Source organism: Bacillus suaedaesalsae (genome assembly GCF_016890225.1).
GTDB classification, from domain to species: domain Bacteria; phylum Bacillota; class Bacilli; order Bacillales; family SA4; genus Bacillus_BS; species Bacillus_BS suaedaesalsae.
Map to the genome: position 1 here is coordinate 64,426 of NZ_JAFELM010000022.1, position 26,700 is coordinate 91,125.

28 protein-coding genes and 3 other annotated features (1 of these 31 only partly in view) are annotated in these 26,700 nt (G+C 35.6%); of the genes, 26 read left to right on the plus strand and 2 right to left on the minus strand.

All coding sequences use genetic code 11. The annotated features are described in order from the left end of the window. The first annotated feature begins 62 nt into the window (after positions 1 to 62). The 22 genes from JR050_RS07360 (at position 63) to JR050_RS07465 (ending at position 21,980) form a co-directional block, all read left to right on the plus strand. On the plus strand, positions 63 to 539 hold the full coding sequence (locus JR050_RS07360; RefSeq protein ID WP_204202872.1) for a MaoC family dehydratase: 477 nt from the start codon (positions 63 to 65) through the stop codon (positions 537 to 539). Between the two features lie 333 nt (positions 540 to 872). Continuing rightward, complete coding sequence (locus JR050_RS07365) at positions 873 to 1,589, plus strand: response regulator transcription factor (protein ID WP_204202915.1); 717 nt, start codon at positions 873 to 875, stop codon at positions 1,587 to 1,589. Further along, entirely contained in the window at positions 1,582 to 3,318 is a 1,737-nt protein-coding gene (pnpS, locus tag JR050_RS07370; protein WP_204202873.1) for a two-component system histidine kinase PnpS, read from the plus strand. Before JR050_RS07365 ends, pnpS begins: the two co-directional genes overlap by 8 nt. A 210-nt stretch (positions 3,319 to 3,528) precedes the next feature. After that, positions 3,529 to 4,494 carry an FtsH protease activity modulator HflK gene (gene hflK / locus JR050_RS07375; RefSeq protein ID WP_204202874.1) on the plus strand — a complete coding sequence of 322 codons (966 nt, stop codon included), beginning with the start codon at positions 3,529 to 3,531 and terminating at the stop codon, positions 4,492 to 4,494. Beyond that, the gene (gene hflC / locus JR050_RS07380; RefSeq protein WP_204202875.1) at positions 4,487 to 5,416 is read left to right on the plus strand and encodes a protease modulator HflC; all 930 of its coding nucleotides are present in this window, start codon (positions 4,487 to 4,489) and stop codon (positions 5,414 to 5,416) included. The genes hflK and hflC overlap by 8 nt, the downstream gene beginning before the upstream one ends. 96 nt (positions 5,417 to 5,512) lie before the next feature. After that, a complete protein-coding gene (gene polA, locus JR050_RS07385) occupies positions 5,513 to 8,140 on the plus strand; it encodes a DNA polymerase I (RefSeq protein ID WP_204202876.1) in 2,628 nt (875 codons plus the stop codon). Between the two features lie 33 nt (positions 8,141 to 8,173). After that, the gene (gene mutM, locus JR050_RS07390; protein WP_204202877.1) at positions 8,174 to 9,004 is read left to right on the plus strand and encodes a DNA-formamidopyrimidine glycosylase; all 831 of its coding nucleotides are present in this window, start codon (positions 8,174 to 8,176) and stop codon (positions 9,002 to 9,004) included. Between the two features lie 90 nt (positions 9,005 to 9,094). Next, a complete protein-coding gene (gene ytaF / locus JR050_RS07395) occupies positions 9,095 to 9,730 on the plus strand; it encodes a sporulation membrane protein YtaF (RefSeq protein WP_204202878.1) in 636 nt (211 codons plus the stop codon). Positions 9,731 to 9,742: 12 nt separating this feature from the next. Then, positions 9,743 to 10,339, plus strand: coding sequence for a dephospho-CoA kinase (coaE, locus tag JR050_RS07400; RefSeq protein WP_204202879.1), 597 nt, complete (start codon positions 9,743 to 9,745; stop codon positions 10,337 to 10,339). A 306-nt stretch (positions 10,340 to 10,645) separates the two neighbouring features. Beyond that, the gene (locus JR050_RS07405) at positions 10,646 to 11,677 is read left to right on the plus strand and encodes a glyceraldehyde-3-phosphate dehydrogenase (RefSeq protein ID WP_204202880.1); all 1,032 of its coding nucleotides are present in this window, start codon (positions 10,646 to 10,648) and stop codon (positions 11,675 to 11,677) included. A gap of 473 nt (positions 11,678 to 12,150) precedes the next feature. Next, positions 12,151 to 12,531 carry an adenosylmethionine decarboxylase gene (gene speD, locus JR050_RS07410; protein WP_149218194.1) on the plus strand — a complete coding sequence of 127 codons (381 nt, stop codon included), beginning with the start codon at positions 12,151 to 12,153 and terminating at the stop codon, positions 12,529 to 12,531. 104 nt (positions 12,532 to 12,635) lie between these two features. Then, on the plus strand, positions 12,636 to 13,010 hold the full coding sequence (locus JR050_RS07415; protein ID WP_204202881.1) for a cytosolic protein: 375 nt from the start codon (positions 12,636 to 12,638) through the stop codon (positions 13,008 to 13,010). 114 nt (positions 13,011 to 13,124) lie between these two features. Further along, the gene (nrdR, locus tag JR050_RS07420) at positions 13,125 to 13,583 is read left to right on the plus strand and encodes a transcriptional regulator NrdR (RefSeq protein ID WP_204202882.1); all 459 of its coding nucleotides are present in this window, start codon (positions 13,125 to 13,127) and stop codon (positions 13,581 to 13,583) included. A gap of 196 nt (positions 13,584 to 13,779) precedes the next feature. Continuing rightward, a complete protein-coding gene (locus tag JR050_RS07425) occupies positions 13,780 to 15,123 on the plus strand; it encodes a replication initiation and membrane attachment family protein (protein ID WP_204202883.1) in 1,344 nt (447 codons plus the stop codon). Positions 15,124 to 15,149: 26 nt separating this feature from the next. Next, the gene (dnaI, locus tag JR050_RS07430; RefSeq protein ID WP_204202884.1) at positions 15,150 to 16,088 is read left to right on the plus strand and encodes a primosomal protein DnaI; all 939 of its coding nucleotides are present in this window, start codon (positions 15,150 to 15,152) and stop codon (positions 16,086 to 16,088) included. Positions 16,089 to 16,193: 105 nt separating this feature from the next. Beyond that, a complete protein-coding gene (locus JR050_RS07435) occupies positions 16,194 to 17,030 on the plus strand; it encodes a putative sporulation protein YtxC (RefSeq protein ID WP_204202885.1) in 837 nt (278 codons plus the stop codon). Between the two features lie 81 nt (positions 17,031 to 17,111). Further along, positions 17,112 to 17,347, plus strand: a binding site (T-box leader). An 89-nt stretch (positions 17,348 to 17,436) separates the two neighbouring features. Then, positions 17,437 to 19,374: a threonine--tRNA ligase gene (thrS, locus tag JR050_RS07440; RefSeq protein WP_204202886.1), complete on the plus strand. Its 1,938-nt coding sequence runs from the start codon at positions 17,437 to 17,439 to the stop codon at positions 19,372 to 19,374. Between the two features lie 297 nt (positions 19,375 to 19,671). After that, positions 19,672 to 19,806, plus strand: a sequence feature (ribosomal protein L20 leader region). 52 nt (positions 19,807 to 19,858) lie between these two features. Then, a complete protein-coding gene (gene infC / locus JR050_RS07445) occupies positions 19,859 to 20,377 on the plus strand; it encodes a translation initiation factor IF-3 (RefSeq protein ID WP_149218642.1) in 519 nt (172 codons plus the stop codon). Between the two features lie 21 nt (positions 20,378 to 20,398). Beyond that, positions 20,399 to 20,596, plus strand: a complete 198-nt coding sequence (gene rpmI / locus JR050_RS07450; protein ID WP_149218201.1) for a 50S ribosomal protein L35 — start codon at positions 20,399 to 20,401, stop codon at positions 20,594 to 20,596. Between the two features lie 42 nt (positions 20,597 to 20,638). Further along, positions 20,639 to 20,998: a 50S ribosomal protein L20 gene (gene rplT, locus JR050_RS07455; RefSeq protein ID WP_204202887.1), complete on the plus strand. Its 360-nt coding sequence runs from the start codon at positions 20,639 to 20,641 to the stop codon at positions 20,996 to 20,998. A 62-nt stretch (positions 20,999 to 21,060) separates the two neighbouring features. Continuing rightward, positions 21,061 to 21,333, plus strand: coding sequence for a DUF1294 domain-containing protein (locus JR050_RS07460; RefSeq protein WP_204202888.1), 273 nt, complete (start codon positions 21,061 to 21,063; stop codon positions 21,331 to 21,333). A gap of 71 nt (positions 21,334 to 21,404) precedes the next feature. Beyond that, positions 21,405 to 21,980 carry a TVP38/TMEM64 family protein gene (locus tag JR050_RS07465; RefSeq protein WP_204202889.1) on the plus strand — a complete coding sequence of 192 codons (576 nt, stop codon included), beginning with the start codon at positions 21,405 to 21,407 and terminating at the stop codon, positions 21,978 to 21,980. Positions 21,981 to 22,068: 88 nt separating this feature from the next. Here JR050_RS07465 and JR050_RS07470 read toward each other — a convergent pair whose 3' ends face one another. Beyond that, complete coding sequence (locus JR050_RS07470) at positions 22,069 to 22,452, minus strand: sigma-w pathway protein ysdB (protein WP_239454189.1); 384 nt, start codon at positions 22,450 to 22,452, stop codon at positions 22,069 to 22,071. Positions 22,453 to 22,617: 165 nt separating this feature from the next. Here JR050_RS07470 and JR050_RS07475 point away from each other — a divergent pair, with 165 nt between their 5' ends. Both JR050_RS07475 and JR050_RS07480 read left to right on the plus strand, forming a co-directional pair. Next, positions 22,618 to 23,106: a dUTP diphosphatase gene (locus JR050_RS07475; protein WP_204202890.1), complete on the plus strand. Its 489-nt coding sequence runs from the start codon at positions 22,618 to 22,620 to the stop codon at positions 23,104 to 23,106. 75 nt (positions 23,107 to 23,181) lie between these two features. After that, positions 23,182 to 24,270 (plus strand): M42 family metallopeptidase, encoded by a 1,089-nt coding sequence (locus tag JR050_RS07480; protein ID WP_204202891.1) that lies wholly within the window; start codon positions 23,182 to 23,184, stop codon positions 24,268 to 24,270. A 328-nt stretch (positions 24,271 to 24,598) separates the two neighbouring features. On the opposite strand, the gene sspI is transcribed toward JR050_RS07480, so the two are convergent. Next, on the minus strand, positions 24,599 to 24,808 hold the full coding sequence (gene sspI, locus JR050_RS07485; RefSeq protein ID WP_204202892.1) for a small acid-soluble spore protein SspI: 210 nt from the start codon (positions 24,806 to 24,808) through the stop codon (positions 24,599 to 24,601). 124 nt (positions 24,809 to 24,932) lie between these two features. Between sspI and JR050_RS07490 the strand changes: the two genes are divergently transcribed. After that, positions 24,933 to 25,688: a TrmH family RNA methyltransferase gene (locus JR050_RS07490; RefSeq protein WP_204202893.1), complete on the plus strand. Its 756-nt coding sequence runs from the start codon at positions 24,933 to 24,935 to the stop codon at positions 25,686 to 25,688. 18 nt (positions 25,689 to 25,706) lie between these two features. Then, positions 25,707 to 26,444, plus strand: coding sequence for a YwaF family protein (locus tag JR050_RS07495; protein WP_346726723.1), 738 nt, complete (start codon positions 25,707 to 25,709; stop codon positions 26,442 to 26,444). A gap of 53 nt (positions 26,445 to 26,497) precedes the next feature. Then, positions 26,498 to 26,700 (plus strand) — a binding site (T-box leader); it runs 36 nt beyond the window's last position.

Here is a 26,700-nt window from a genome sequence, read left to right on the forward strand (position 1 = left end):
TTTTAACGATGAAATGTAAACGATTACAACCCTCTACATAATTGAATGGAGGTGCCTTTACTATGGTACTCGGAAAGAAAAGAAAACTTGGACGCAAAATTGAAGAAATTACGGTTGGTGAGAAACTAACCTTAACAGAGAAAATAGAAGATAAAGACATACTATTATACTTAGGATTAACGAACGATCCGAATCCTTTGTTTATCCAACATGATTATGCATCACAAACACCTTATAAAAAACCGATTGTTCCTACAATCATGCTATCAGGCATTTTATCAGCATCAGTATCGAAATACATGCCTGGACCAGGGAGCACGATTGTCGAACAACATATCAAATTTCATCTACCTGTATATCATTACGCAACAGTTCAATTTTTCTTTGAAGTTACGGATGTTAAGGAAGATAAAAATGAAATTGAGCTTAGTGTAAAGGCGACAAATGAAGAAAATCAGGTTGTACTAGATGGAACGTTAAAAGTGGAGCCACCACACTTAATTGAAACGATGACAGGTAAAGCACTCGATAATTTTTAATTACCAAGAAAGCAGAGATGCTTTCTTTTTTTGAACTGCAAATTCAAGATAGTAAGTGTATATTTCAGCGCTTATTATCATTTGTAGGTTCTTTAAATAGATAGTCTTTGCTAATTATGCACACGTTCTGTACCGGACGCAGAAGGCAGTACATCCTTTGCCAGTGAGGTAAAGCGAATAAGCACGCTAATACCAACAAATAGTGGTACAAGCCAACCTCATTAACTAATGTAAAAAATATAAAGAAAATGTAAAGACTATGTTAAACTGCCTGTTTAGTAGTAAGATGAAGAGTATAATGAAGTCAGAAAATATGCAAAGGTTGGGGAAATGATGAACAAAAAAGTTCTCGTTGTAGATGATGAACAATCAATTGTTACCTTGCTTCAATATAATTTACAACAGGCAGGATTTGACGTAATTACAGCTAATGACGGTCTTGCTGGAAAAGAGTTAGCAGTAACAGAACAACCTGACATTATGGTACTTGACCTAATGCTGCCTAAAATGGATGGAATTGAAGTTTGTAAAGAGCTCCGGCAGCAAAAAGTGATGATACCCATCTTAATGCTAACAGCTAAGGATGATGAATTTGATAAAGTACTAGGATTAGAATTAGGGGCAGATGATTATTTGACAAAGCCTTTTAGCCCAAGAGAAGTGGTTGCAAGAGTGAAGGCGATTTTGAGAAGAACGCAGTTTACAAATGAAATTCAACTGAAAGACTCAGAGGATAATCAAATCAATATCTTAGATTTAATTATTAAGCCAGAAAATTACGAGGCATTTTTTGCAGGGGAATTATTAGAACTAACGCCTAAAGAGTTTGAATTGCTAATGTACTTAGCGATGAATAAAGGCCGTGTGTTAACTCGTGATCAACTGTTAAGTGCGGTATGGAATTATGATTTTGCAGGAGACACACGAATTGTGGATGTACATATTAGCCACTTACGTGAAAAAATCGAGAAAAACACGAAAAAGCCAGCATATATCAAAACAATCCGCGGATTAGGTTATAAATTAGAGGAGCCTAAAATGAATGAGTAAGTTCCAATCTCGATTACTATTTTGGCTCGTTATGCTTACACTTTTTGTCATGATTGGAATGGGGGGGTTAATTGGACAAATTTTTAAGGCATTTTATACGGTGACTTATAACGAAAGATTAGAAAAAGAGGCAAATTTAGTATTACAAATCATTGAAAAAGAAGTAGATATACAAATTAAAGATGTAGCCAATTCGCTAAAAACGAAAGTGACGATGGTAGATGGGAATGGAGAAATTCTATTAAGTTCAGAAGAGAATCTTGATGACACTCCCTCTTACTTAATAAATGAATATAAAAGTCGTCTTACCGAAGGAAAGCTTAGTGAAAAACCACTCCATATTGAGGGTAGCGAAAAAAATCGGTTTTACTACGTTGTTCCTATGAAGAGTGAAGGGTATCTGTTGTTAAGTCAACCTGTAGACTCATATGAAAAAACGTATAAACAAATATGGGCAGTACTAATTACGAGTATTGGTTTAGCGTTCATTGTGATGCTTATTTTTGGAGCAAGAATAACTCGTTATTATATGAAGCCAATTGAGTCTGCAACAATTGTAGCAACCGAATTAGCAAAAGGAAATTATAAAGCTAGAACCTATGAAAACCATTCTAAAGAGACGAGCATGCTGAGTCAATCAATCAATATTCTAGCCCGTAATCTTCAAGATATGGTTAAAACACAAGAGATTCAGCAATCAAGACTGACTACACTCATCGAAAATATGGGTAGTGGATTAATTTTCATTGATAGTAGGGGCTATATTAATCTTGTTAATAGGACGTATAAGGATATTTTTAAGGTTGATACTCAAAATTATTTATATAGATCATACTATGATGTCATCGAACATCGAGAAGTAATTTCAATGTTAGAAGAAATTTTTATGACAGAGATTAAAATCAGAAAACACTTGCATTTATCATTCGGTATCACGCAAAAGCATTTTGAAGTGTACGGTTCTCCAATTATTAGTGCAAATGATGAATGGAAAGGTATTTTACTAGTTTTCCATGACATCTCAGATTTAAAGAAACTTGAGCAAATTAGACAAGATTTTGTTGCCAATGTATCACATGAATTAAAAACACCTATTACTTCCATTAAAGGTTTCTCAGAAACCTTATTAGATGGGGCGATGAAGGATGAAAATTTACTTGAAAACTTTTTGAATATCATCTTAACAGAAAGTGACCGATTGCAAAGCTTAATTCAAGACCTTCTTGATTTATCAAAAATAGAACAACCAGGATACGCGATTAATTGGAAAAGGGTTGAGTTAAGGGGATTAATCGAGGAAATTATGGTTCTCCTAGAAGGAAAAGCAGCAGAGAAAAATGTACAGCTTGTTCTAGAAGGAAAGGGCGAATACTGGTTAGATGGTGATTTATATCGTTTAAAACAAATTTTTATCAATTTAATAAACAATGGAATTGCTTATACTCCATCTGGCGGTACTGTTTCAATCGCGATTCAAGAGCTTTCAAAAAAGATAAAAGTTCAAGTTTTGGACACAGGGATTGGAATTGCAAAAGAAGAACTCCCTCGTATATTTGAACGTTTTTATCGAGTGGATAAGGCAAGAACTAGAAATTCTGGTGGTACTGGTTTAGGATTAGCAATTGTAAAACATCTTGTTGATGTGCACGGTGGAACAATAATGGTAGAGAGTGAACAGTCCGTTGGCACCACGTTTACAATTGAATTTAATAAGAAAAAACGAAATTAATTTACAAAGTTTTTACACTTTCTATATAGTACCTTAATTTTACTTGGGTATGATGAAGAGGAATTACCCCTTCATCTATAGACCATTTTGGTAACGAGGACAAACTGTTCTCGTTTTTTTGTACAATCTATATATCATTTTTAAGAAAACTGAAACTTTGTGTGCAAATGTACGTAATAGTAGTATGCTAAAAAAAAGAGGGGGAACAGCATGAGTTTAAAACGTTTATTTACGTATACTGGGCTAGGTGTTGGAATTGTTATCCTGGCAATTTTAGGCTTTACGACTTGGTATACGGTCGATGAATCGGATCAAGCAGTTATTTTAACATTGGGGAAGGTCGATACAGCTGTCATTGAACCAGGTTTACATTTTAAGTTACCATGGCCAATACAGGATGTCGAAATATTATCAAAAGAAACATTCAGTTTACAATTCGGTTATGAAGAAAAGGGTGGAGAGCTAAAGGAATTTCCAGAGGATACTAAAATGATTACTGGAGATGAGAATATAGTACTAGCTGATATGGTAGTTCAATGGAGAATAACTGAACCATCAAAGTATCTATATAACTCAATTGATCCTGAAGTAATCTTGTACAATGCAACATCTGCTTCTTTAAGAAGTATAATCGGAAGCTCTAAAATTGATGATGCATTAACTTCTGGGAAAGCAGAGATTGAGGCTGAAGTAAGAGATCTCTTGGCATCATTAATCGATAAATATGATATTGGAATCTCTATTTCAACTGTAAAACTACAAGACGTAGAATTACCAAATTCAGAGGTTAGAAAAGCATTTACGAATGTAACAAGTGCCCGTGAAACAATGAATACGAAAATAAATGAAGCGAAAAAATATTCTAACAAGCGGAGCCAAGAGGCAGAAGGTGAAAAGGATGCCCTAATCTCAAAGGCTGAGGGTGAAAGAACAGCAAGAGTTGAACAGGCACGCGGGGATGTATCAAAATTTAATGCTTTATATACAGAGTATGTGAAAGCGCCCGACATTACTAGAAAGCGTTTAATTTTAGAAACATTAGAATCTGTATTACCAAATGCTGAAATTTATATTATGAATGACGATGGAAATACAATGAAGTATTTCCCACTCCGTCCATTAGAAAAACAAACACCTCCAGCGGTTGAAACGGAAGGAAGTGAAAAGAATGACTGATCCAAACGTAATCGATATAAAGGAGAAGAAGCAGGTGGATTGGAGAAAGTATTCAAAGGCAGGAATTTTCTTCTTACTCATTCTTTTATTGTTCATCATGCTCATTACGAATCTATTTATTGTTAGAGAGGGTGAATATAAGGTAGTAAGACAATTTGGTGAGGTTGTTCGGATTGATTCTACTCCCGGATTATCCTATAAAATTCCTTTTGTACAATCAGTTGAAACTCTTCCAAAATATCAAATGGTGTACGATGTAGAAAAAGAAGAGATTAATACAAAAGATAAAAAGCGTATGATAATTGATAATTATGCTGTTTGGAAAATAGAAGATCCGAAAAAGATGATATCTAATGCACGTAGTGTCGTGAATGCTGAAACGAAGATGGGGGAATTTATTTTCTCTGTCATTCGTGCTGAATTAGGGCAATTAGACTATGATGAGATCATTAATGATGAAAAGTCATCACGAGGTAGTTTGAATGACCGAGTAACGGAACGTGTAAACGAGTTATTAGATAATGCTAATTACGGAATCGTTGTAACAGATGTAAGGATGAAACGTACAGACTTACCTACAGAGAACGAAGAATCAGTGTATACACGTATGATTTCTGAACGCGAATCAACGGCACAGCAATATCTATCTATGGGCGATGCAGAGAAAAATAGAATGATTGCCAAAACAGACAAGGAAGTAACTGAACTACTAGCAAAAGCAAAAGCTGATGCAGAAGGAATCAAGGCAGAAGGAGAAGGTCAAGCTGCCCGAATTTACAATGATGCATTTAGTAGAGATAAAGAGTTTTATGATTTATACCGCACACTAGAATCCTATAAAAAGACAATCGATGGAGAGACCGTAATCGTCATACCATCAGATTCTCCGTATGCAAAAATACTGAGTGGATATTTAGAATAAACATGCCATTTTCCTTTCTATCATGAGAAATGATAAGATAGGGAAAATGGCTTTTTTTAAGAAATGTGAAAGCAGCCCGACGAGGAGGATGATGATATGACTCAAAAAATAGTATTAATAGATGGGAATAGTTTAGCCTATCGTGCTTTTTTTGCCTTACCATTGTTAAACAATGACAAAGGGATACATACGAACGCAATCTATGGCTTTACAATGATTTTAATGAGGATTTTACAGGAAGAAAAGCCAACGCATATGTTAGTTGCCTTTGATGCCGGTAAGACAACCTTTAGACATAGTACATTTAAAGAATATAAAGGTGGACGACAAAAAACTCCACCAGAACTATCAGAACAGATGCCTTTTTTACGAGAACTATTAGATGCATTCCAAGTAAAACGATACGAGTTACCAAACTATGAAGCAGATGATATTATCGGAACTATCTCGAAATTGGCAGAGGGGACAAATGCAGAGATCAAGGTTATTACTGGAGATAAAGATCTCTTGCAGCTTGTCTCTGAACATACAACGGTTGATATTACAAGAAAAGGGATTACTGAGGTAGATTCGTATACTCCTCAATTTTTAAATGAAAAGCTTGGCATTTCGCCTAACCAAATCATTGATATGAAAGGGTTAATGGGGGATGCTTCAGATAATATTCCTGGTGTTCCTGGTGTTGGAGAAAAAACAGCTATCAAGCTGCTAAAAGAGTATGAAACGGTTGAGAACTTATATGAACATATTGAAGATGTGAGCGGGAAATTAAAAGAAAAATTAGAGGAAAATAAAGAACAAGCGATTATGAGTAAAGAGCTCGCAACGATTATGCGTGATGCACCAATCACGGTAAGTGTCGATGATATTACATACGAGAATTTTGACAGAGACGCTGTTATTAAGCTTTTCAAGGAGCTCAATTTCCATTCTTTACTTGAAAAGATGGATATACAAGTTACGGAACAACCAAAAGAACTTGCAGAGCTTCACTTTGAAATTGTTGAGGAGTTAAATACGGATGTGTTATCAAATGATTCAAGTTTAAGTGTAGAGACTTTTAGTGACCATTATCACCATGCAGAAGTACTAGGTATTGCTATTTCAAACGAAACAGGTAATTACTTTATTCCAACAAACATTGCATTAAAATCTAGTGAGTTTAAACAATGGGCACGAGATGAAAATATGAAAAAGGCACTGTTTGATGGTAAGCAAGCAATTGTCGCATTACATGGTCATGGCATTGAATTAAAGGGAATTGATTTTGACTTAATGATTGCTGATTATATTTGTAATCCATCTGACCCTTCAGTGGATCTAGCTGCAGTAGCAAGAAAAAGGGGATACCACGACGTCCAATCTGATGAAACTGTGTATGGAAAAGGTGCGAAGAAAAGTATTCCAGAAGAAAAGGAATTAAGTGAGCATCTCGTTCGAAAAGCAGTAGCCATTCATGCTCTTAGAGATACATTTGAACAAGAATTAGAGTCGAATGATCAATTAATGTTATATCGTGAACTAGAGTTACCTTTGTCGTTTATACTTGCTGAAATGGAATATACAGGAGTTAAAGTGGATAAGAGTCGACTAGAAGATATGCAAAATGAGCTTTCAAGTCGACTTGCGGAGCTTGAAAGAGAAATTCATCAACTTGCAGGTGAGGCATTCAACATTAACTCACCGAAACAGTTAGGGGTTATCTTATTTGAGAAGTTAAGTTTGCCACCTGTAAAAAAGATGAAAACAGGTTATTCCACTTCTGCTGATGTTTTAGAAAAACTTGAAGGGAAACACGAAATAATCCGAGCAATTTTAACGTATCGTCAATTAGGAAAGTTGAATTCGACTTATCTCGAAGGCTTGTTAAAGGTGATAAATATAAAAACTGGTAAGGTTCATACGAGGTTTAATCAGACATTAGCACAAACAGGAAGATTGAGTTCTATTGATCCAAACCTACAAAATATTCCGATTCGCTTAGAAGAAGGAAGGAAAATTAGACAAGCTTTTGTCCCATCGACTAAAGACTGGGTTATTTTCGCAGCTGATTACTCGCAAATTGAACTTAGGGTGCTTGCACACATTGCAGGTGATGAAAAGCTAATTCATGCATTCAAGAACGATTTTGATATTCATACTCAGACAGCAATGGACGTTTTTGGGGTAGAAGCGAATGAGGTCACTTCAGATATGCGTAGGCAAGCAAAGGCAGTAAACTTTGGAATTGTATATGGAATTAGTGACTATGGGCTTTCGCAGAGTCTTAGTATCACCCGTAAGGATGCTGCGACCTTTATTGATAAATACTTAAAGAGCTTCCCAGGCGTTCAAGATTATATGAGCGATATCATTATTGAAGCGAAAGAAAAAGGGTATGTTAGCACGTTAATGCAACGTCGCAGATACATTCCTGACATTACAAATCGAAATTTCAATTTACGTAGCTTTGCAGAAAGAACGGCGATGAATACACCAATTCAAGGTAGCGCAGCAGATATCATTAAAAAAGCGATGATTGATTTAGCTGGCGCATTAAGAGATGAAAACCTTGAAGCGAAATTAATCTTACAAGTGCATGATGAACTAATTCTAGAAGCACCTAAAAATGAGATTGAAAAGCTAACAGAACTTGTTTCTCGAGTAATGGAAAATACGCTTGAGTTAAAAGTTCCATTAAAGGTGGATTATGCTTATGGCTCAACATGGTATGATGCGAAGTAATATAAATGAATCTTGCTGAAAGGAAGTGACACTATGCCAGAACTTCCAGAGGTTGAAACTGTAAGACGAACATTAGTAGAACTTTTAAAAGGAAAAACAATAAAACATGTTGAGGTTCTATGGCCAAAGATTATTAAAAAGCCAGAACCGATCGAACAATTTGCTGATGCACTTATTGGACAAACCATTTTAGATGTCGAGAGGCGTGGCAAATTTCTGAAGTTTAAGTTAACGGATTATGTACTGGTCTCTCACCTTCGAATGGAGGGACGTTATGGTTTATATCCAAAAAATGAACCGTATGATAAACATACACATGTGTTATTTACGTTTACTGATGGTTCTCAGCTACGTTACCGTGATGTTCGAAAATTTGGAACGATGCACTTATTTAAGCCTGGTGAAGAAGAAATTGAATTACCGTTATCACAGCTTGGTCCAGAGCCGTTTGCTAGGGAATTTACAGTTCGTCATTTAGCTGAAAAACTAAAGAAAACTAACCGAAAAATTAAAGTGGCACTTCTTGATCAAGTAACGGTTGTTGGATTAGGGAACATTTATGTAGATGAAGCATTATTTCGAGCCGGTATTCATCCTGAAAGAGAAGCTAGCTCGTTAAAAAAGAAGGAAATTGAACGATTACACGAAGAAATAGTAGCAACCCTCAAAGAAGCAGTTGATAAAGGAGGAAGTACAATTCGTTCGTATGTGAACACACAAGGTGAAATTGGCATGTTTCAGTTGGAATTGTACGTATATAGTAGAAAAGGTGAACCGTGCAAGAGATGTGGAACAGAGATTCAAAAGCTAGTAGTCGGAGGAAGAGGAACGCACATTTGTCCGAAGTGTCAAAAAAAGAAGTGACATGTTGAGAAATAAATGTAGGTTTTGAAATAACAATGGATGGGCTCTTTTCATATACTACCATAGCTTGAATATGGAAGGAGCTTGATCATGGTTCTATCAGTATCTCTCATCCTGCTTGCATTTGCTGTTAGCTTGGATAGTTTTAGTGTTGGTTTTACTTACGGACTACGGAAAATGAATTTACCCATTCGTTCTATTATCGTCATAGCCATTTGTTCTGCCTTCACGTTAATGGTAGCAATGGGAGTAGGAAATATCATCTCAGTGTTTCTTTCACCTGAATGGGCAGAAAAAATTGGAGGCATCGTTCTTGTTGGAATTGGGGCCTGGGTATTATATCAATTTTTTCGTCCCGAAAAAGATCAAGCCGAATCAAATGCTGATCCGTTACTCATTAAACTTGAGATCAAATCACTGGGTGTTGTCATTCACATTCTAAGAAAACCAATGGATGCCGACATCGATAAATCAGGAGCAATTACAGGAATAGAAGCTTTCTTACTCGGTTTTGCCTTATCATTAGATGCGTTTGGTGCAGGAATTGGAGCTGCATTATTAGGTTATTCTCCAATTGTAATGGCAATATTAGTGGCTGCTATTAGTTCGATTTTCTTATTTGGCGGGTTAAAGTGCGGCAGAGGTTTATCGAAATTGAAATGGGTACAGAAATTTGCCTTTCTACCAGGTTTCTTACTCATCATGCTAGGTATATGGAAATTATAGCGGAGGAAAAAAATGAAGGTGACAATTGGACTAACAGGTGGAATTGCAAGTGGAAAGAGCACGGTTTCATCGATGCTACGTGAGCTTGAGTTTCCAATTATTGATGCAGATGTAATTGCCCGTGAAGTTGTAGAGGTAGGAGAAGAAGCTTATCATTCTATAGTGGACGCGTTTGGAGATGAAATAATTAGGCAGGACGGTTCAATTGATCGTGCCAAGCTTGGAGCTATTGTTTTTAATAGTGAAGAAATGAGAAAAACACTAAACAGCATTGTACACCCCGCAGTAAGAAAACGAATGATTGAACTTAAGGAAACCTACTTGTCAGAGAATAATGCAGTCGTATTAGATATACCGCTATTATTTGAAAGCCAATTAACATATATGGTTGATAAAACATTACTTGTTTACGTTGATCCTGACACTCAATTACAGCGTTTAATGAATCGTAATCAGCTTTCAAAAGAAGAAGCTCTTGCTAGAATTCATTCGCAATTGCCACTCGCTGACAAGATAAATCGGTCGGATGAAGTTATTAATAATAATGGTACAATTAAAGAAACAAAAGAGCAGTTACTTCAAGTTTTAACTAAATGGGAACTCGTATAACTGAATTATGAGACTTGCTAATTGCAGGTCTTTTTTATATTGATTGTGTTGTCAACCGCATTTTTGAATGAAGTAAATGGGGTGAGAATAGTGTAGGTGGTGGCACATGGACTTGCGCAAACATCTTAAGAACGATAACAACACATCTATATATACATCAAATATGTTATCAAACTATGTATAATAACCAATTTTACAAATAATATGTACAAAATAAAAAAATACCATCACAATGAAAACGTTTTATGTTATACTAATAGCAGGGTAAGGAATAAAAAGTATAACATATATGGAGGAGACAACGACATGAGAGGTAGAATAGCAATCAATGGGTTTGGCCGAATTGGGAGAATGGTATTTAGAAATGCAATCCAAGAGGACAAATTAGAGATTGTTGCAATTAATGCAAGTTATCCAGCTGAGACATTAGCACATTTAATTAAGTATGATACAATTCATGGTAAATTTGATGGGGAAGTAATTGCTGCTGATAATGCTCTCATTGTTAACGGAAAAAGAGTGCAGTTATTGAGCTCTAGAGATCCGCTTGAGCTTCCTTGGAAGGAATTAAATATAGATATCGTAATCGAAGCAACTGGTAAGTTCAATTCTAAAGACAAGGCAATGCTTCATGTTGAGGCAGGGGCTAAACGTGTAATTTTAACAGCACCTGGTAAAGAAGAGGACGTAACAATTGTTGTCGGTGTAAATGACAATACATTAGATATTGAAAATCATATTGTAATATCAAATGCTTCTTGTACAACAAATTGCTTAGCACCTGTTGTAAAGGTGTTAGACGAGCAATTTGGAATTGAAAATGGATTAATGACAACTGTTCACTCATTTACAAATGACCAAAAGAACATTGATAATCCACATAAAGATCTACGTCGTGCGAGAGCATGTGCATCATCTATTATTCCTACAACAACTGGTGCTGCAAAAGCGCTTGCGAAAGTGTTACCCAGCTTACAAGGGAAATTACACGGAATGGCATTACGCGTTCCAACACCAAACGTTTCACTTGTAGATTTAGTCGTTGATTTAAAGAGAGATGTAACAGTAGATGATATTAATAGTGCGTTTGTTTCTGCTTCAGAAGGATCATTAAAAGGTATCCTTGGTTTTACAACGGAACCACTTGTTTCTATCGACTTTAATACAGATTCACGCTCTGCTATCATTGATGGTTTATCTACAATGGTTATGGGAGATCGAAAAGTTAAAGTACTTGCTTGGTATGACAATGAATGGGGTTATTCAACACGCGTTGTAGATTTAACGAAAATTGTTTCTGAGCAGTTAACAAAGACAAAAGAGGTTTCTGCAATATAATAAATAACGCACATAGAAAAATCATTAACGGCCTTACGAATGGAACACATTCGTAAGGTCTTTTTAGCATTTTCAAATGTTTAATTAGATACTCTCCAGTACATTTGCCACTACTAGATGAGTGGGCAATATCATCAATAGCAATCGGATATTTTTAAGACATTAGGAAAAAGTAAGGGATGCTAGCCATTTGAGCTAAAAAGGTGGCTTCCTTTAACAAGATACCTTGTTTGATAAAATGCCTTCAAGGAAAATAGACGAAATATAATAAAAAAATTTTCCAATGATGTGTTGCAATATTGAATCAAACAAAGTATACTATTTTTCGTGAACTTCTTAACTAAAGCTTCGGTTAAGAGGCTACTTAAAGGGTTAGGACCTCTTTGGACTAACTTTCCCCCGTGGTAGTAAACTTGCCTTTAAGCGAAAGAAATTCATGAACACCTAAAATTGTTAAAGGGGGAAGTACTATTATGGAAACAATGGGTCGTCATGTAATCTCAGAACTATGGGGTTGTGACTTTGAAAAACTTAACGACATGAACTTTATTGAAGAAACATTTGTAAACGCAGCTTTAAAATCTGGTGCTGAAATTCGTGAGGTAGCATTCCACAAATTTGCTCCTCAAGGTGTAAGCGGGGTAGTCATTATCTCAGAATCACATTTAACTATCCACAGCTTCCCAGAACATGGTTATGCAAGTATCGATGTTTATACTTGTGGTGATCTTGATCCTAACATTGCGGCTGATTATATTTCTGAAGCATTAGGTGCACAAACTCGTGAGAACATCGAAATTCCTCGTGGAATGGGTCCGGTTCAGGTAAAACAGGCTAAAGTTAAAGCTTTATAATATGAAACTAGAAAAGAGGTGTAATCACACCTCTTTTTTTACATTCTATGTTTTTTAGTGTTTAATGGACATACATACTATTATTTAGAAAGTGGGTACGGACAATGGGAGCTATTCGTTCAATTGGTCAATTTTTCTCAAATCATTGTGAAACTGGAGAAAAACACGAAGATCCCTCGTTAAGAACACGTTATTATAAAGTAACTAACAGTAACGCAATTAAGATGATTGATGAATTATTATCGAGTGAACCAGGTATTAAAGTGACATCAGTTTCAAAGGAACATGGTGAATTAAGTGTAGAAATGACTTCTCCTAAGAAGGCGTTTATTGTCGTTTCCATTATTTCTGTGAGACCATACGAAACTGCAGTTGATTTCTCGGTTACTTACGAAGGGTTACTAAGTTTAGGCTATACAAAGGTAATTGTGAAGAAACTCTATAATATGATAAATGAAAAGCTTTCACCGTTAAGGTAAAACATAAGTATGAAAATACTTGTCTAATGTCGGAATTTGCAATAAGATTAATATAAAGAAACATGTAAATATTATCATTTTAGGTTTTTTGATAAATGCTTTGGAGTTGATAGAATGAAATGTCCAAGCTGCCACCATAACGGTACTCGAGTACTTGATTCACGCCCTGTTGACGACGGAAGATCGATTAGACGACGTAGAGAATGTGAAGAATGTCAATATCGCTTTACGACCTTCGAAAAAGTTGAGGAAATCCCTTTAATTGTTGTTAAGAAGGAAGGAACGAGGGAAGAGTTTAGTCGTGATAAGATTTTACGCGGGCTAATAAAGGCATGTGAAAAAAGACCAGTTCCTTTAAAGGTACTAGAGGATATTACTCATGAAGTAGAAGTAGAGCTTCGAAATCAAGGAGTTTCCGAAATAAATAGTGATATCGTTGGTGAAATGGTGATGGATCGATTAGCGGTTGTTGATGATGTCGCTTATGTAAGATTCGCTTCGGTTTATAGACAATTTAAAGATATAAATGTATTTATTGATGAGCTTAAAGATTTATTAAAAACTAGAAACTAGTGAGCGACTAGGCATATTTGCTGAAAGCTCTATTTTTTTAAGTTTTAGGCTGTGTTAAATATATTAATGTTTTAACTAATTTCTGAATAAATAAGGAACACTAATGCATTGGATGCATTGGCCAAACATTGTATGGCTACTTTTTAGATAAGCTTTTTACTTCGAATTCCTAGTAATAAAAGGGGATATAACAAACATGCAATCTTGGAAAGAAGTATTACCTTTAGATCAATACTTAGTGAAAACGGACACGATACTTAATGATTTGGATCGGAAGGTTATAACATTACTGTATCAACCACTTATTGGTCCACTTAGTTTTTCATTGTACATGTTACTTTGGGGAGAAGTAGAGGCTTATAAATATTGGGGTTCACCTTCAACGCATCGACAACTAATGGCATCAATGAAAATGAATTTAGATGAAATTCTTGTTGCGCGTAAAAAATTAGAAGGTATTGGTCTTCTTAAGACATATGTACAGGAAACATCTGAAGTAAGAAATTTTATATATGAAATTAAGCCTCCTTTTTCTCCACATATATTTTTTAGTTCTGATTTTCCCTTTAGTATTTTTCTAAAAGAAGAGGTAGGCGAACTTAGATACAATAAGTTAAAATCGCTATTTGTTACAAAAAGTATCAATTCTAAAGACTTTAAGGATATTTCACAATCTTTTGCAGATGTATATTCACCGACTAAAGAACATAAAGGACTTCAACCTGAGACAGATGATCAACAATATATACAAAGAGAGCAACCTTCTTCGCTAAAGGTCGGCAAATTTGATTTCGATTTTGATTTATTCATTTATGGTCTTTCTGACAATTTTGTCTCGCCACAACTTATAACAGATGAAGTAGGAGAGCGGATCAAGCTACTTGCGTATGTATACGGATTATCTCCATTAGATATGCAAAAGGTCGTGATGAATGCCACCTATGGCAATGAAGATGAAATTGACTTAGATATATTATCTGAGAAGGCTAAAATGTATTATGAAATTGAAAATTTTGGAAGAGCTCCACTAATGGTTGAAAAAATTCAACCATTGCAACTTCAAACGATGAGATATATTGAGCCTCAAACAGAACAGGAAAGACGAATTCATCACTTTGAGACAACAACTCCAAAGGATTTCTTAATTGAACTTGCTGGAGGTGCCTCTCCTACAAGTAGTGATTTAGCCATAGTAGAAAGTATTATGGTAAACCAACATATCCCACCTGGTGTTGTTAATGTTTTACTCGATTATGTTGTAAACCACAAAAAGATGAACTTAAATAAAAAATATATTGAGAATACAGCTAGTAACTGGGCAAGACAAAAAATTAAAACAGTAAAAGAAGCACTTGATCAAATAGAGGATTTTGAAAAAGATGTGGCAGAATATAAAGATAAAGAAATAAAAACAAAACAAAATTCTGGTAGCAGTTTAAGAAAACCGATTCGAAAAGAAATTTTACCCGATTGGATGACAGATCCAGATTATATTGAGAAGAGAAAACAGCAATTAATGAATAAACAGCGAGAGAAGTAACTAACGCACAGGGAGAGGTGATCTTTATGAAATCAATTAAGGATGCATTAAATCAAATGTCGTATCCGAAGCGAATGGAAGAACAATATGAAAAATTTAAGGATATTGTTTTAAATGACCCGGATATTAAAGTGTTTTTGGATCAAAATCGACCTTTTTTAAATCGGAAAATTTTTGATAGTGGTCTTCTTAAGATGTATGAGTATCACACTCAAAGTAAAGAATGTGCGAATTGTCCAAGCTTAAGTGAATGTGTAAATATGGTGCCTGGATACCATCCACAACTTGTTTTAAAGAACAAACAATCAATTGAACTCGATTATCAGCAGTGTCCGAGCAAAGTGTTAGCCGAAATTCAGAAGGAAAAGAAAAACAAGATAAAGTCGGTATATATCCCTTCAAACTTACTGAATGCAACTTTTATGGATATTTATGAAGACGATGAATATCGCTACCAAATTAAACAACAAATATGGAGTTTCTTAAAATCATATAAATCAAATAAGAATACAAAAGGTTTTTATATACACGGTGGATTTGGTGTAGGAAAAACATATATTTTATGTGCAATTGCAAACGAATTAGCAGAAGAAAACACAGAATCGATGATTATGTATTTTCCAGAATTCATTCGTGAATTAAAAAGCGTAATGAGTAATGAAGGTGCTTTTAATAACAAGCTGGAAGCTGCTAAGAAAGTACCTGTTCTAATGTTTGATGATATCGGTGCTGAATCCATGACAAGCTGGATGCGTGATGAAATACTAGGACCGATACTGCAATATAGGATGCTTGAAAAACTTCCGACGTTCTTCACTTCAAATTTGAATTTAGATGAGTTACTTCGCCATTATACGTACTCTCAAAAAGGTGAAGAGGAAGGTATTAAAGCAAAAAGAATACTAGAGAGAGTTAAGTTTTTAACTGAAGAAATTGAATTAGTAGATATTAATCGTCGTAACTAAAAGAGCTTAAAACGCTCTTTTTTATTTTGTGAATAAAATGTAATTCATTTTTTTGTTTCCCCTTCATATAAATAGAATCAGATGCAAAAAGGGGGGACAACCAATATGCATATAACGTTTGACACCGAATTAGATCTTCAATATGTTTATAAGCTGCTTTCAAACTCAAAGAATCAATCCTTAAAATTAAAAATGAAAGATGCTACATTATTCATCGATGTTTTGAAAAACGATGAAGAATGTATTCGTACATATATTATTCCTGCCTTAACACAGTTTGTATTGAAAATAAAAGAACCGCAATATATCCGATATTTTTTAAGTACGATGTTTTTTTATGAGGATGAAACGGAACAGTTACAAATTATTGAAATGGTGCAATCACTCGTAAGTGATGATGAGGAACGATTACATCCTTCTTTAAAAGAAGGGTATCCGAGAGAAGAAATTATTAAGCGGGCGTTAAGTATGTTTCTAACAAAGCAGGTACAATTTTCGTTTGAGGCATTTTTAACATTCAGATTGAAAGATTACTTATTACGCTTGCAGGAATATATTGAGGTTGCCATTGATGAATATAAGTTAGAACAGGATTATCAAGATTTTATAGAAACATTAAGAAAGTATATCGCTTGTAAAACTAGTCATATCAATCTCATACATGTTGTCCAAGAGAAGGAACGTTTTATCTTTTATGACGAAATGTTTACCGAGCTAGAAGTAAAGGTAGAACTTGAAGAAGAATTCGTTTCGAATTACGGATTTGAAGTCGACCAAGAGCTTATAGCGCCATTGTTATTATTAAGTCCAGCTTCTATTCACTTATATTCGGCTAACTTAGATCATGGAATTGTTCAAACGGTAGTAAGTATTTTTCAGGAACGAGTAACGATTTTCCCTTACGAACGTTTTCTTGAAAAATATCCAATTGACCATACATAATAAATACTAAAAAAAATAGGAATTAACTTGATTTCATTCTAGACTTGTGGCTATAATAACCTACATAATCACTATAAGTAATAACTTGTAATGAGAAGGACATGGGTTATTTTTACGGTTTTACAGAGAGGGAAGTCAAACAGGCTGTGAGCTTCCTAAACACGAAAAATATGCCTACCACCTTTGAACTTTAGTACGGAACAGATGAAAATCTCACTATGTACTAACGGTCTCAACCGTTATCTTGAACTTCTTGAGCCAATGCTATTTTTCGTTGGAAAGAAGGGTGGAACCACGACTACAAACTCGTCCCTTTATCTAGGGAGGAGTTTTTTTGTTTTCATTAAACTAATATCACCTATGACCAAAAGTCATGTGAATAAATACTTTTAAGGAGTGAACAAGGATGTCTGAAATACTAAACATTACATTTCCAGACGGATCGGTGAAGGAGTTTCAAAAAGGTACGACGACAGAAGATATCGCGGCATCAATTAGTCCTGGTTTAAGGAAAAAGGCCATAGCAGGGAAACTGGACGGAAATCTAATTGATTTACGTACTCCTATACAAGAAAATGGCAGTATTGAAATCATTACACAAGACTCATCAGAAGCACTTGAGATTTTACGTCATAGTACAGCACATTTAATGGCTCAAGCTGTTAAACGTCTATACAAAGGTCAAAACGTACGCTTAGGTGTTGGACCTGTTATTGAGGGTGGTTTCTACTATGACATTGATATGGAAGAGTCTATTACTCATGAAGATCTAGCTCTTATAGAAAAAGAAATGCAAAAAATTTCGAATGAAAATCTTTCAATAGAGCGAGTTGAAGTATCACGCTCTGAAGCTGAGGCGCGTTTTGCAGAAATTAATGATGGGTTAAAGCTAGAGCTATTAGAAGCAATTCCTTCAGATGAAACTGTAACAATTTATGAGCAAGGTGAGTTTTTTGATCTTTGCCGCGGGGTACACGTTCCATCAACAGGAAAAATTAAAGAATTTAAGTTATTAAGTGTTGCTGGTGCATACTGGCGTGGTGATAGCAAAAACAAGATGCTACAACGTATTTATGGGACTTCTTTCTTTAAGAAGGAAGACTTAGCTGAACACTTGCGTTTATTAGAGGAAGCAAAAGAACGTGACCATCGTAAATTAGGAAAAGAACTAGACTTATTCACGAACTCTCAAAAAGTTGGACAAGGCTTCCCATTATGGCTACCTAAAGGTGCAACAATCAGACGTATTATTGAGCGGTATATTGTTGATAAGGAATTACGCCTTGGTTATTCTCATGTTTATACACCAGCACTAGGGAGTGTCGACCTTTATAAAACATCAGGTCACTGGGAGCATTATCAAGATGGCATGTTCCCTGTCATGTCTATGGACAATGAGGAGCTAGTTCTTCGCCCTATGAACTGCCCGCACCATATGATGATTTATAAAAATGATATTCATAGCTATCGCGAATTACCAATTCGTATTGCAGAATTAGGACTCATGCATCGTTATGAAATGTCGGGTGCTTTAACAGGACTGCAACGTGTACGTGGAATGACATTAAATGACGCTCATATTTTTGTACGCCCAGATCAAATTAAAGATGAATTCATCCGTGTAGTTCGTCTTATTGAAGCGGTATATAAAGATTTCGGTTTTAGTGATTATTCATTCCGCCTTTCTTACCGTGATCCAGAAGATAAAGAAAAGTATTTTGATGATGATGCAATGTGGGAAAAAGCGCAAGGTATGTTAAAAGAAGCAATGGATGACCTCGGATTAGATTATTACGAAGCTGAAGGCGAAGCAGCATTTTACGGTCCGAAGTTAGATGTTCAAGTACGTACAGCACTTGGAAAGGACGAAACACTTTCTACTGTTCAACTTGACTTCTTATTACCAGAGCGTTTTGATTTAACATATGTTGGAGAAGACGGTAAGCAGCATCGCCCTGTTGTTATTCACCGTGGAGTTGTATCAACTATGGAACGCTTTGTTGCCTTCTTAATTGAAGAATACAAAGGTGCTTTCCCAACATGGTTATCACCCGTACAAGTTCAAGTGATTCCGGTTTCGCCATCTGTACACCTTGAGTATGCAAAAAAGCTTCAAGAGGAACTTCAATTTGAAGGAATTCGTGTAGAACTTGACTCGCGAGATGAGAAGATTGGTTATAAAATTCGTGAGGCCCAAATGCAGAAGATTCCATACATGCTTGTTGTTGGGGACAATGAAATCCAAGAAAATGCTGTCAATGTACGTAAGTATGGTGAACAGAAGTCTGAGACTATCTCAGTTGAACAGTTTAAAGCATTAATTTTAGAAGAAGTAAAAAAATAAGGCTGTTTAACACTAGCTTTTTGATGAAAAAATTGATATGTAAACTGACATTAATATGTTGATTGGAGCGGAGGGTGCTCGACTCCTGCGGGAGTAGCGGGACAGGTGAGACCCCACAGGAGCATAGCGACTGAGGCTCCCGGGCTACCTCTGGAAAGCGAGAATCCTGGAGCGGAAATCAACCTCTACTATATTCGTTCAATAGCATGCTAATATAAAAACAACAAAAAACAAATTAGCTGCTTGACATGTTCCAATATGAATGGTAAAGTTGTTTAGGTAACTGAATAGTTTGTAATGAACAAGCAGGAGCACCCGCTTCTCACCTGATTGACACACACAAATTGTAGTTGGCAGGTTAAAAAACGATGAATTAATGTATAATATACATTTCGTTAGTGTGGGTGTTCGTACCCACACTTTTTTTATTTGCAATTCATTTGTGCAAGAAGGAAGTTGCGGAACAATATTTCGGAGGTGGCTCATTATTAGCAAGGACATGATGGTTAATGAAGGAATTCGTGCACGTGAAGTACGTTTGATTGGGGCAAATGGAGACCAACTTGGTATCAAGTCCCGTCAAGAGGCACTTGAAATGGCACAAAACGTTAATCTTGATTTAGTGATGGTTGCTCCAACAGCGAAACCGCCTGTATGTCGTATCATGGACTATGGTAAGTTCCGTTTTGAGCAACAAAAGAAGGACAAAGAAGCACGTAAAAATCAAAAGATTATCAACATCAAGGAAGTTCGTCTAAGTCCTACTATTGAAGAGCATGACTTTAATACGAAATTACGTAATGCGATTAAATTCCTTGAAAATGGAGACAAGGTAAAAGCATCGATCAGGTTCAAAGGTCGTGCGATTACTCACAAGGAAATCGGCCAACGCGTACTTGACCGTTTCTCAGAAGCGTGTAAGGAAGTTAGTACGATTGAATCTCATCCAAAGATGGATGGCCGAAGCATGTTCTTAGTTTTAGCACCAAAAGCTGATAAGTAAAAGATTGAGGAGGAATACCCAATGCCAAAAATGAAAACTCATAGAGGTTCAGCTAAGCGTTTCAAGAAGACTGGATCTGGTAAGCTTAAGCGTTCACACGCTTACACAAGTCACTTATTCTCAAACAAGTCTCAAAAGCAAAAGCGTAAGCTTCGTAAAGCAGCATTAGTAAGCAGTGGCGATTACAAGCGCATCCGCTTCATGATCGGTTCTAAGTAATAAAAAATTCGGAGTTTGTTTATATATTAGGAGGGAAACAAAATGCCAAGAGTTAAAGGTGGTACAGTAACTCGTAAGCGTCGTAAGCGCGTTTTAAAGTTAGCTAAAGGTTATTATGGTTCAAAACATACGTTATATAAAGTAGCAAATCAACAAGTAATGAAGTCTTTAAACTATGCTTTCCGTGACCGTCGTCAAAAGAAGCGTGACTTCCGTAAATTATGGATCACACGTATTAACGCGGCTGCACGTATTAACGGTCTTTCTTACAGCCGTTTAATGCATGGATTAAAAGAAGCTGGTATCGAAGTTAACCGTAAAATGTTAGCTGACTTAGCTGTTCACGATGCAAAAGCATTTGCTGAATTAGCAACAGCTGCAAAAAACAGCTTAAACAAGTAATAAACATTGAAGAGTCACTCCGTTAATCAGAGTGACTCTTTTTTACTATTAGGGGGAAATTTATGTTGGTTTACATCATCATATATTTACTACTCGTCAATTTACTAGCCTTTGGTACAATGTACCGTGATAAACAAAAAGCAAAGAAAAATGAATGGAGGACGCCTGAAAGTACATTATGGACTTATGCCTTCATCGGTGGAGCATTTGGGATTTTTGCAGGAATGCGAGTATTTCGCCATAAGACAAAACACAATTCATTTAAATATGGAGTCCCACTTGTAATACTAGCCTATTTAACTATTTTAGTTGTTGTTCTGCAGAAAATGTCATAATGGCTCGTACCTCCGTATATAGTAGAGAGTAGTTTGTCATTTACTGGTCAAACAACTAGGAGGAGTCCATCATGAGCCAATCGATGACGATGCTATTTGCCTTTTTAGAATCAAGTGGATTTTGGGCACCATTTGTTTTTTTACTATTTCATAGCATCCGGCAATTTTTATTTATTCCAGTAGCGGTATTATGTGTAATAGGTGGAATTCTTTTTGGGACGATTTTAGGGACCATTTATTCGTTAACTGGCTTAACAATCTCATGTATCTTATTCTACTTTTTATATCAATCGATGCCAAAGCTATTTAACAAGATTCATAGGATGAAAGACAAGTGGATAGGAAATCGCTTATCGTTTACACCAGGTCAGATTGCATTATTACGATGTATCCCATTTATGCAATACAACTTACTCTCACTGATTTTACTAGAGAGAAAAAAGAATCTTTTTTCTTATACGAAACAATCCTTTTTAACGAATATTCCAGTAGCTGTCCTGTACACGCTTTTCGGTCAGTCCATAAGTCGACTCTCACCTACTTTAATTATTATCATTCTTTGTTCAATGACCATCATGTTTTATATGCTAAGGGAAAAGCAAATCTATATGAAATGGAAAGAATTTTTTCCTGAGAAGGCTGCATAAATAATGATGAAATAAAAGTTAAAAAGGCTTTAAACGAACATTGCTTCGTTTAAAACCTTTTTTATTGCCGAAAATATTCCTATGTTTTCTAACGCTTCAAAAGCTCTCTCATAGGACTTTTCCAATTAACTTTAGCGTGTGGATAAGAGCTATTAATTTTCTTTTCGATCATGTTGAAGTCATCCTTTGTGAATCCTTGCAGTTTAGCTGAATTTTTTACAGACATGCTAATGGTTACAACTTCAAATGAATGACTGGTTGTTCCTAAATATTTTTCTCCTTCAAATAATGCTCCTTTATATGTCAGTAGGAAATTTTTATGAACATTTCGGGAATCATCCAAAAAGTAAAATTGGTGATGCTCTTGAGCAAGCTCAAGCTTCCTCTTTGGATTAATGACATATTTAAATCCTGCATAAACTAAGACAATAATGGCAACTAAAATAAGTAATCGAAGTAGTATGACGATCATAATAAGGGCCTCCTAAGAAACGTTTCCTTTACTAGTATACGAATGAACGGTGTCATTGGTTTCATAAAAGTTTGCTATAATATAGATTGTTCGATAGATTCCTGTATTTATTTAAGGGATTTTTAAAACTTTACAGGTGATTTTAATAATTAAGAGGGTGTAAGTATGAACATGAACATGCTTTTTAAGATGCAAAAGGAATTAGATCAAAGAATTATAGAAGAGCATTCATTACATAATGAGGAATTGTTTGAAAGAAAGATATTAGCACTCTTAGTAGAGGTAGGAGAGCTGGCAAATGAAACACGATGCTTTAAATATTGGAGTAAGAAAGGAGCTTCACCAAAGGAAGTAATCCTTGAGGAATATGTAGATGGACTACATTTTATATTGTCACTTGGTATAGAAAAGGGTTTTGAAACAATCGATATGGATCATTTAGATGGTAAGCCGCTAGATACGGTTACTGCATTTTTTAACGTCTATTCATTTGCTATATCCTATAAAAACGAACCTTCTCAAAGAAATTATGAGAAGTTACTAGTAGAATTCTTATTATTAGCCAAAGGTTTAGGGTATAGCTATAAAGAGATTGAAGATGCATATGTTAAGAAAAATACAGTTAATCACGAAAGACAAAATAGTGGATATTAATTCTGATAATTTTGTACAATTAAGGTGGAAATTTCGATATACTAAATATATTACATATTAATTGGGGGTTAAGTCATGACAAAACATTTAGATGAGACACTAACGATGCTAAAAGATTTAACTGATGCTAAAGGTATTCCAGGAAATGAAAAAGAACCACGTGATGTAATGAAGCGCTACATCGAAGGTTATGCTGATGAAATCACAACAGATGGCTTAGGAAGTTTAATCGCTAAAAAGGTTGGCGATGAGAATGGTCCGAAGATTATGGTTGCCGGTCATTTAGATGAAGTTGGATTCATGATCACTCAAATTGATGATAAAGGATTTTTACGTTTTGAAACAGTAGGTGGCTGGTGGTCACAAGTGATGCTGGCACAACGCGTAACAATTGTTACACGCAAAGGTGACGTGACAGGAATTATCGGTTCAAAACCACCTCATATTTTACCGCTTGAAGCTCGTAAAAAGCCAGTTGAAATTAAAGACATGTTCATCGATATCGGTGCTTCAAGTCGTGAAGAAGCAATGGAATTTGGCGTGCGTCCTGGTGACCAAGTCGTGCCTTATTTTGAATTTACTGTCATGAATAATGAAAAATTACTATTAGCAAAAGCATGGGATAACCGAATTGGTTGTGCAATTGCCATTGATGTATTAAAGCAACTTAAGGGTGAAAAACATCCAAATATCGTATACGGTGTGGGTACCGTTCAAGAAGAAGTCGGATTACGTGGGGCGAAAACGGCTTCTCAACTGATTCAACCAGATATTGGCTTCGGTGTAGACGTCGGAATTGCTGGAGATACCCCTGGCATTACACCTAAGGAAGCAGCAAGTAAAATGGGAGATGGTCCACAAATTGTCCTTTATGATGCTTCCATGATTTCTCATAAAGGGTTACGAGACTTCGTAACTGATACAGCAGATGAATTAGGAATTCCTTATCAGTTTGAATCATTAGCTGGTGGAGGAACAGACTCAGGGGCTATTCACATGACAGCAAATGGTGTACCTGCATTATCCATCACAATCGCAACTCGTTACATTCACTCACACGCGGCAATGCTTCACCGTGATGATTATGAAAACACAGTAAAACTAATTGTTGAAGTGATCAAACGCTTAGATGCCGATAAGGTCAGAAAGATAACATTTGAATAAAAATCGAAAGCAGTAGTCCTAGTTACTACTGCTTTTTTTGTTTCTATTGTTTATCATATCTTCATTTATATGTTAATTTTCATATAGAAGATTCGAACTACTCCATGAATATGAATAGTTTATGACTCATATAAATGTACAAGCAGTGAAAAAATAAATAGATAGCCAACTGGGCTATCTAAACAGTGTTTATCCCGTTCGAATTGGGGGAGCCCGATTGGTTCGGGTAAATAGATGTTGGTCACTTAGGTGTTTCCACAAGGCGTGCTAACCTAATTTCCGCTTCTAAATCATTGTGAAATAGTATTCCACTGATTGAGGATTCACTTTATTTTTTTAATGCTTGTTCTAATGTTGTAAGCATTTCTGTGCGATCGTCGTTGTTTGAGTTTTGCCAGATTACTTCAAATAATACTCCAAGACCAGGAAGCATCTTTTCTTCTCCACTTTGAATCGCATCTACAATTGTATCTTGTAATTCTTGTTGGTTATTCCCAGAAACGTTTGTAATAACCGCATTTCGTAAGTTTAAGTTCACTGTTTCCACCCTTTCTGCAAAAATATGGCTTTGTCTCTTCTATCATTCTTCATATTCGCTTTAATTATGTATGAGACTTGCGATATAATGAAAAATCATACAAGCAAAGTAAAGGATTGAAAATATGAAGAGGATAGAATCCAAACAAAACCAAACAGTGAAGCAATGGAAAAAGCTACATACAAAAAAAGAACGAGAAAAATCTGGCCTTTTTATTATTGAAGGTGAGCATCTTGTTGAAGAAGCTTTAAAATACAAGTCATTTATTAAACATATTGTTGTCAGTGAGTTATTCCAAATACCTAGTCAATGGAATCTTGATGGTGTTTCTCTTTATTTGACGACTGATGAGATTATTAAGGATCTCGGAAGTACGGAATCTCCACAAGGTGTTATTGCGATTTGTCTTCAACCAGAACAAACAATCGAATTAGGCAACGTTCATTCAATCTTATTAATTGATGCTGTTCAAGACCCTGGGAATTTAGGAACACTAATACGTACAGCAGATGCTGCAGGCATTAATGGTGTCGTTTTAGGTGAGGGAACGGTAGATTTATTTAACAGTAAAGTTCTTCGCGCGTCACAAGGATCGGTTTTTCATTTACCGATTGTTCGAGGAAATATCGGAGAATGTATTGATGAATTACGAAATAACGGAATATCTGTTTTTGGAACAGCGCTTGAAGGTGGTAAGCCTTTTCCACAAGTTCCCCCAACTAAATCATTTGCTTTATTAGTAGGAAACGAAGGGAAAGGTGTACAAAAAGAATGGTTATCTAAGACGAATCAAAATCTTTATATACCAATCCATGGTAAAGCTGAATCACTGAATGTTACAGTTGCTGCTGGTATTTTATTATATTATTTAAGAGGATAAGAGCGAAAGAGAAGGGCGGTGCAATTGTTGGAAGGTTTCTTTTCGTTAGAAGGTAGTCCATTTACTGCATTTTCGATATCACATCTGAGTATGGTTTTATTGTTCGGCTTTCTTACATTATTGCTCTTTATATACCGAGAATGGCTAAGGCAGGATAACCGAAAAAGGATCATTCGTTTTATCCTTGTTAGTCTATTAATTGGAAGCGAGCTTTCGTTAGAAATTTGGTATGCTTATACCGATGTGTGGAACCCATATGATACACTGCCTTTTCAGCTTTGTTCGATTTCTCTTATTCTTTGTATTTTTATGTTAACGATGAACAGTTATAAAATCTTTGAAATCACGTTTTTTTTCGGAATCGCAGGTGCCACGCAAGCATTGCTAACACCTGAGTTGTTTTATGATTTTCCTCACTATCGTTACTTTCACTTCTTTATCGCACATATAGCCATTCTTCTTTCTTGTTTTTACATGGTATGGGTAGAAAAATTTCATCCCACTTTTTATTCAATTTGGAAGGCAATTATTGCATTAAACTTGATTGCAATTCCGATATTCTTTATTAATAAATGGACGGGTGGCAATTATATGTTTTTAGCAAGAAAACCATCCAATCCAAGTTTATTAGATTTTCTCGGACCTTATCCTTATTACATTATCTCATTAGAAGCGGTAGCGGTTTTCTTGTTTACATTCTTGTATTTGCCGTTTTGGTATATGAAGAAACAACAACAAATTAGAGAGAGTGCCTAAATTCACTTGTTTTTGTCAATACTTTCATGTACTATCATATAGTATAAAAATATTTAAAAACAGTGACAGAGACAAGTAGCTTATCAATCGCTATATAGGGAGAAGATGCCTGAGACTGAAAGCATCTTTATAGTAGAAATAAGTAAAATTCACCTCTCGAGTTGGCACTTGGACCAGAGAAAATTTTCTTTGTAAAGGTGTACCGGCATTGGCCGTTATCGGAATGAAGTGACTAAAGCTTTTTTGTTTTAGTAAT

Coding starts and splice junctions, on each gene's coding strand:
- JR050_RS07360 (WP_204202872.1), top strand. CDS start 63: ATGGTACTCGGAAAGAAAAGAAAACTTGGACGCAAAATTGAAGAAATT.
- JR050_RS07365 (WP_204202915.1), top strand. CDS start 873: ATGAACAAAAAAGTTCTCGTTGTAGATGATGAACAATCAATTGTTACC.
- pnpS (WP_204202873.1), top strand. CDS start 1,582: ATGAGTAAGTTCCAATCTCGATTACTATTTTGGCTCGTTATGCTTACA.
- hflK (WP_204202874.1), top strand. CDS start 3,529: ATGAGTTTAAAACGTTTATTTACGTATACTGGGCTAGGTGTTGGAATT.
- hflC (WP_204202875.1), top strand. CDS start 4,487: ATGACTGATCCAAACGTAATCGATATAAAGGAGAAGAAGCAGGTGGAT.
- polA (WP_204202876.1), top strand. CDS start 5,513: ATGACTCAAAAAATAGTATTAATAGATGGGAATAGTTTAGCCTATCGT.
- mutM (WP_204202877.1), top strand. CDS start 8,174: ATGCCAGAACTTCCAGAGGTTGAAACTGTAAGACGAACATTAGTAGAA.
- ytaF (WP_204202878.1), top strand. CDS start 9,095: ATGGTTCTATCAGTATCTCTCATCCTGCTTGCATTTGCTGTTAGCTTG.
- coaE (WP_204202879.1), top strand. CDS start 9,743: ATGAAGGTGACAATTGGACTAACAGGTGGAATTGCAAGTGGAAAGAGC.
- JR050_RS07405 (WP_204202880.1), top strand. CDS start 10,646: ATGAGAGGTAGAATAGCAATCAATGGGTTTGGCCGAATTGGGAGAATG.
- speD (WP_149218194.1), top strand. CDS start 12,151: ATGGAAACAATGGGTCGTCATGTAATCTCAGAACTATGGGGTTGTGAC.
- JR050_RS07415 (WP_204202881.1), top strand. CDS start 12,636: ATGGGAGCTATTCGTTCAATTGGTCAATTTTTCTCAAATCATTGTGAA.
- nrdR (WP_204202882.1), top strand. CDS start 13,125: ATGAAATGTCCAAGCTGCCACCATAACGGTACTCGAGTACTTGATTCA.
- JR050_RS07425 (WP_204202883.1), top strand. CDS start 13,780: ATGCAATCTTGGAAAGAAGTATTACCTTTAGATCAATACTTAGTGAAA.
- dnaI (WP_204202884.1), top strand. CDS start 15,150: ATGAAATCAATTAAGGATGCATTAAATCAAATGTCGTATCCGAAGCGA.
- JR050_RS07435 (WP_204202885.1), top strand. CDS start 16,194: ATGCATATAACGTTTGACACCGAATTAGATCTTCAATATGTTTATAAG.
- thrS (WP_204202886.1), top strand. CDS start 17,437: ATGTCTGAAATACTAAACATTACATTTCCAGACGGATCGGTGAAGGAG.
- rpmI (WP_149218201.1), top strand. CDS start 20,399: ATGCCAAAAATGAAAACTCATAGAGGTTCAGCTAAGCGTTTCAAGAAG.
- rplT (WP_204202887.1), top strand. CDS start 20,639: ATGCCAAGAGTTAAAGGTGGTACAGTAACTCGTAAGCGTCGTAAGCGC.
- JR050_RS07460 (WP_204202888.1), top strand. CDS start 21,061: ATGTTGGTTTACATCATCATATATTTACTACTCGTCAATTTACTAGCC.
- JR050_RS07465 (WP_204202889.1), top strand. CDS start 21,405: ATGAGCCAATCGATGACGATGCTATTTGCCTTTTTAGAATCAAGTGGA.
- JR050_RS07470 (WP_239454189.1), bottom strand. CDS start 22,452: ATGATCGTCATACTACTTCGATTACTTATTTTAGTTGCCATTATTGTC.
- JR050_RS07475 (WP_204202890.1), top strand. CDS start 22,618: ATGAACATGAACATGCTTTTTAAGATGCAAAAGGAATTAGATCAAAGA.
- JR050_RS07480 (WP_204202891.1), top strand. CDS start 23,182: ATGACAAAACATTTAGATGAGACACTAACGATGCTAAAAGATTTAACT.
- JR050_RS07490 (WP_204202893.1), top strand. CDS start 24,933: ATGAAGAGGATAGAATCCAAACAAAACCAAACAGTGAAGCAATGGAAA.